General features: G+C 70.8%; 5 protein-coding genes. 1 reads left to right on the plus strand and 4 read right to left on the minus strand.

The features are described 5' to 3' along the window. The first annotated feature begins 7 nt into the window (after positions 1 to 7). Complete coding sequence (locus tag GPA10_RS15880; RefSeq protein ID WP_343040934.1) at positions 8 to 784, plus strand: thioesterase II family protein; 777 nt, start codon at positions 8 to 10, stop codon at positions 782 to 784. Between the two features lie 88 nt (positions 785 to 872). Here the strand turns inward: GPA10_RS15880 and GPA10_RS15885 are convergent, their stop codons facing one another. From GPA10_RS15885 to GPA10_RS15900, 4 genes are all read right to left on the minus strand, one after another. Continuing rightward, a complete protein-coding gene (locus tag GPA10_RS15885) occupies positions 873 to 1,844 on the minus strand; it encodes a quinone oxidoreductase family protein (RefSeq protein ID WP_157166107.1) in 972 nt (323 codons plus the stop codon). A gap of 103 nt (positions 1,845 to 1,947) precedes the next feature. Next, positions 1,948 to 2,694, minus strand: a complete 747-nt coding sequence (locus tag GPA10_RS15890) for an RraA family protein (RefSeq protein ID WP_058849233.1) — start codon at positions 2,692 to 2,694, stop codon at positions 1,948 to 1,950. Further along, complete coding sequence (locus tag GPA10_RS15895; RefSeq protein ID WP_157166108.1) at positions 2,691 to 3,236, minus strand: prephenate dehydratase domain-containing protein; 546 nt, start codon at positions 3,234 to 3,236, stop codon at positions 2,691 to 2,693. The genes GPA10_RS15890 and GPA10_RS15895 overlap by 4 nt, the downstream gene beginning before the upstream one ends. 10 nt (positions 3,237 to 3,246) lie before the next feature. Continuing rightward, positions 3,247 to 3,576 carry a cupin domain-containing protein gene (locus tag GPA10_RS15900; RefSeq protein WP_157166109.1) on the minus strand — a complete coding sequence of 110 codons (330 nt, stop codon included), beginning with the start codon at positions 3,574 to 3,576 and terminating at the stop codon, positions 3,247 to 3,249. Between the last annotated feature and the right edge of the window lie 362 nt (positions 3,577 to 3,938).

Genomic DNA, 3,938 nt, shown 5'->3' on the forward strand with positions numbered 1-3,938 from the left:
GGGCGTAGTGCGTACCCAACGACCTGGCCTCAAGGGGCGTCTGGTCCCCGAGAACCGTTATCTGTGGCGTGCGCGGCGGCCGGACGCGGAGCACCGGATCATCTGCTTCCCGCACGCGGGCGGTGGCGCCAACGCGTACGCGCACTGGGCGCGTGCCCTGCCGGAGGCCGTCGAACTGGCGACCGTGCAGCTCCCGGGCCGGCAGAACCGCATCGGTGAGGCCCCGGCCACGGACGTCGGGCGGCTGGTGCAGGAGATCATCGCTGATCTGCGTCCGGCGCTGAGCGGCCCGTTCTCCTTCTTCGGCCACTCCTGCGGCTCGCTCCTCGCCTTCGAGGTGGCGCGGGCGCTGCAACGCCTGGGCGGCCCCCGCCCGGCCCGTCTCTTCCTGTCCGCCCAGTCCACGCCCGATGTGATCTGGGCCGGGCCCAAGCTGCACGAACTGCCGGAGCAGGAGTTCCACGCCGCCGTGCTCAGCCTCGGGGGCTTCGACGGAGAGGTGAGCGCGGACCAGGAGGTCATGGACGAGCTGGTGCCGGTCGTCCTCGCCGACTTCCAGCTCTGGGAGCGGCACCGCATCGCGCGCGTGCCCGCCCTCGACTGCCCGGTCACCGCGCTGGTCGGGGCGTCCGACTGGCGGGCCCCTCAGGAGACCATGGCGGGCTGGAGCGCGTACACGTCGGCTCCGTTCACCACTCAGGTCTTCCCGGGCGGCCACTTCTACCTGACGGAGGAGGGCAACGACGTCCCGGGGTTCGTCGGCCGGGCCCTGCTGGGGGCGTAGCGGGGCCGCCGCAGCGCTGCGGGGACACGAAGGGGGCCGCAACGGCGTCTGCGCCGTGCGGCCCCCTCTGCGCGCTCGTGGGCGGCGGTCAGGGCATCAGCAGCAGCTTGCCGACGGTGCGACGCTGCTGGAGGTCCGACTGCGCGGTGCCCGCGTCGGCGAGCGCGTAGCGCCGGCCTATGCGGACGTGCAGGTTGTCACGGAGCATCCAGGCGAACACCGCGGCGCTCCGCGTCCGCAGCTCGTCGGGGGTGGCGATGAAGTCCGGCAGGAAGGGGCGGGTCAGCTTGATGGAGCCGCGGGTGCCGGTGCTCAGATCAATGGGCGGCACCTTGCCGCTGGACTGCCCGTACAGGACGAAGGTGCCGCGGGGGCGCAGCGAGGCGATGCTGCCCCGGAACGTCGTGCCGCCCACCGCGTCGTAGACGACGTCCACGCCGTCGCCGCCGGTCAGGCGGCCGACCTCGGTGGCGAAGTCGACTTCCGTGTAGCGGACGACCTCGTCCGCCCCGGCCTGCCGGGCGGCCTCCTCCTTCTCCGCGGTGGACACGGTCCCGATGACGCGGACTCCGAGCGAGCGCAGCACCTGGGTGAGGATCAGTCCGACGCCGCCGGCCGCCGCGTGCACCAGAGCGGTCTCGCCGGCCCGTACGGGGTGGCTGTCCTGAGTGAGGGCGTGGACGGTGAGCCCCTGGAGCAGCACCGCCGCGGCCTGCTCGGCGCTCACTCCCCCGGGGACCCTGACGACGCGGTCGGCGGGCAGGACGGCCTGCTCGGCGTAGGCGCCGGGGGCGGGGGTGTCGGCCGTGGCGACCAGGTCACCGACCGCGAGCCCGGTGACGTCGGCACCGAGGGCCGCCACGACCCCCGCGAGCTCGCGTCCGGGGACATAGGGCAGCGCCCGCGGGTAGAGCCCGCTGCGCTCGTAGGTCTCGTGATAGTTGACACCGATGGCGGCGACGTCGACGAGAACGTCACCGGGACCGGGGGCCGGCGCGGCCCATTCGGTGGGTGTCAGCACCTCGGGACCGCCGTGCCGGTATACCGCGACCGCACGCATGACGGCCTCCTTCGGGGGATGGGGCGGGAATGGGGGAGCCGGGGAGTCTCCGACGGATCTCCGTGGCGGGGCTCCTGCCTCCACGGAGATCCATCAGGGACCCCTAGATGGTGCCGACCTCGTCGATGACGCCCGGCAGGCGCTCTCCCGCCCTGATGCGCCGCAGGATGTCCTGCTCGGTGCGTCCGGTGGCGGTGGCGGCGGACAGCACCTCGTGCAGCCGGGCCGACGGCACCACCACCGTGCCGTTGCCGTCGGAGAAGACCCAGTCGCCGGTGTGCACGAGGACGTGGTCGATCAGGCACGTGGTGCCGGCCGACTCGACCCGGTAGGCGCCCTGGGTGTCGGTCGGCACGAAGTTGCTCGCGACGACCGGCCGGACACTCTGCTCGACGACGTCCCGGTCGCGGATGGCGCCGCCCAGAACCATGCCCTCGAACTGCACTTGTTCGAGCAGGTAGGTCGTGGAGAGACCGCCCGCCAGCGCGGCGTCGGTGACCAGTGGTCCGGAGCCCGCGACATAGACCATCCCGCGCCCGTCGGCGACCTCGGGCAGCAGGAAGTCGCGGACCTCGTGCCAGGTGCTGGGCGAGGCGGCGACGATGCTGGGGCCCTTGCGCACCGCCACCCAGCTGACCGTGTACGCGGTGCCGAAGAACATCCGGCCGGCGCCCGAGACGCGGTGCAGCCGCGAGTTCAGCACGCGGTTGGTGACGCCCAGCGCGTCGAGCACGTCCGCGAGCGCCGGAGTGGAGAGGTTGTGGTCGTACACCGTCTGCGCGACCAGGTCGTAGGTCTCGTCGAGCGGCGCTCTCGGACCGGCAGGGCGGACGTCGGTCCCGCCGGTCACAGCGCGGCCTCGTGCGGCACGTGGATGCTGAAGCCCATCCGCACCGGGCCGAAGTCCTCGATGATCTCCAGGCCGTTCGCCTCGGCGGCGACGCTCGTCGTGATGCACGCGTCGGCCCCGCCGGCGGCGCACTCCAGAGCGGCCGCCGCGTTGCTGGTCACATGCTGGACGGCGTAGCCGCGGTCCTCGATGAGGTCGACCGGGGCGGGGTGGCTCAGCACGGTCCGCACCGCGCCCTTGCCGGGGGCGGCGAGCACCATGCGGTAGGTCGACATCATGAAGCACTCGTCGAGCGACATCGACTTGAGGTTGCGAAAGACGATCTCGTTCAGTTTCGGATAGACGACGCAGCCGAGCAGGACGCTCTCGGCCGGGTTCTTCAGGACGCCGTCGACCGCGTTCTCCAGGGTGTCGTAGAGCACCACGCTGCCCCGGCCGACGTTGCGCCGCTCCAGGTAGTGGCGCGCTGCCGCCTCGCAGTTCGTGCCGGTCGGCCCCAGGGTGTGGACCTGCAGGTGACGGTTCTTCTCGGACACAGACATGTGCTTCCCTTCAGCGTCGGTAGTCCTCGCGTACCGGGTGGAAGACATCGATCCCTCGGGCGGCCGTCCGCGCGTGAGCCGCGTGCTCGACGCCGCCGGGGATGATCACGGAGTCACCGGACTCCAGCACGACGGCCTCGCCGTCGACGGTCACCTCGAAAATGCCTTCGAGGCAGTGCACGATCTGCTCGTGCGGATGCCGGTGGGACGGGACGTCGCCACCCTGCTCGAACTGCCACAGGGTGACCGTCATCGAGTCGCCGTGAAGGAACTCGACCTGCCCCTTCGGGAACATGTCGGCGATGACCGACGTCCCCGAGCGATACTTTTTCGCTGCCATTTTGATGCTCCTTCGGTCGGTGCACAGCAATACCGGCGGAGTGAAGTGGGCAAAAAATGTCGATCCGGAGCACGAGCCCGGATGATCGCAAAGGCTTCTGCCATCTGCGGAACCCGGAAGAAAGCGTAGCGCCGGGTGTCCCGGTAACAGGACACCCGGCCAGCTTTCCGGACGCAACTGCCGTTCGTCGAACGGGATTCGACACGTTCCTTGACAGTCCGAGCGGTCGTCTTCATACGCTGGGCAATCCGGGTCCGGCGGCCGACACACGCTGTTATGCGTTCGCTCACCACTGCCGCGCGTCGACCGGAAATCTGCAGGGATCGCCGGCTGCATCGAGCCGCATCGATTGGGGAGGCACC

Origin of the sequence: Streptomyces typhae, from assembly GCF_009755605.1 — a bacterium.
GTDB classification, from domain to species: Bacteria; Actinomycetota; Actinomycetes; order Streptomycetales; family Streptomycetaceae; genus Streptomyces; species Streptomyces typhae.

Excerpts from the sequence above, each read along its gene's own strand:
- GPA10_RS15885 (WP_157166107.1), bottom strand. The coding sequence starts at position 1,844 with ATGCGTGCGGTCGCGGTATACCGGCACGGCGGTCCCGAGGTGCTGACA.
- GPA10_RS15895 (WP_157166108.1), bottom strand. The coding sequence starts at position 3,236 with ATGTCTGTGTCCGAGAAGAACCGTCACCTGCAGGTCCACACCCTGGGG.
- GPA10_RS15900 (WP_157166109.1), bottom strand. The coding sequence starts at position 3,576 with ATGGCAGCGAAAAAGTATCGCTCGGGGACGTCGGTCATCGCCGACATG.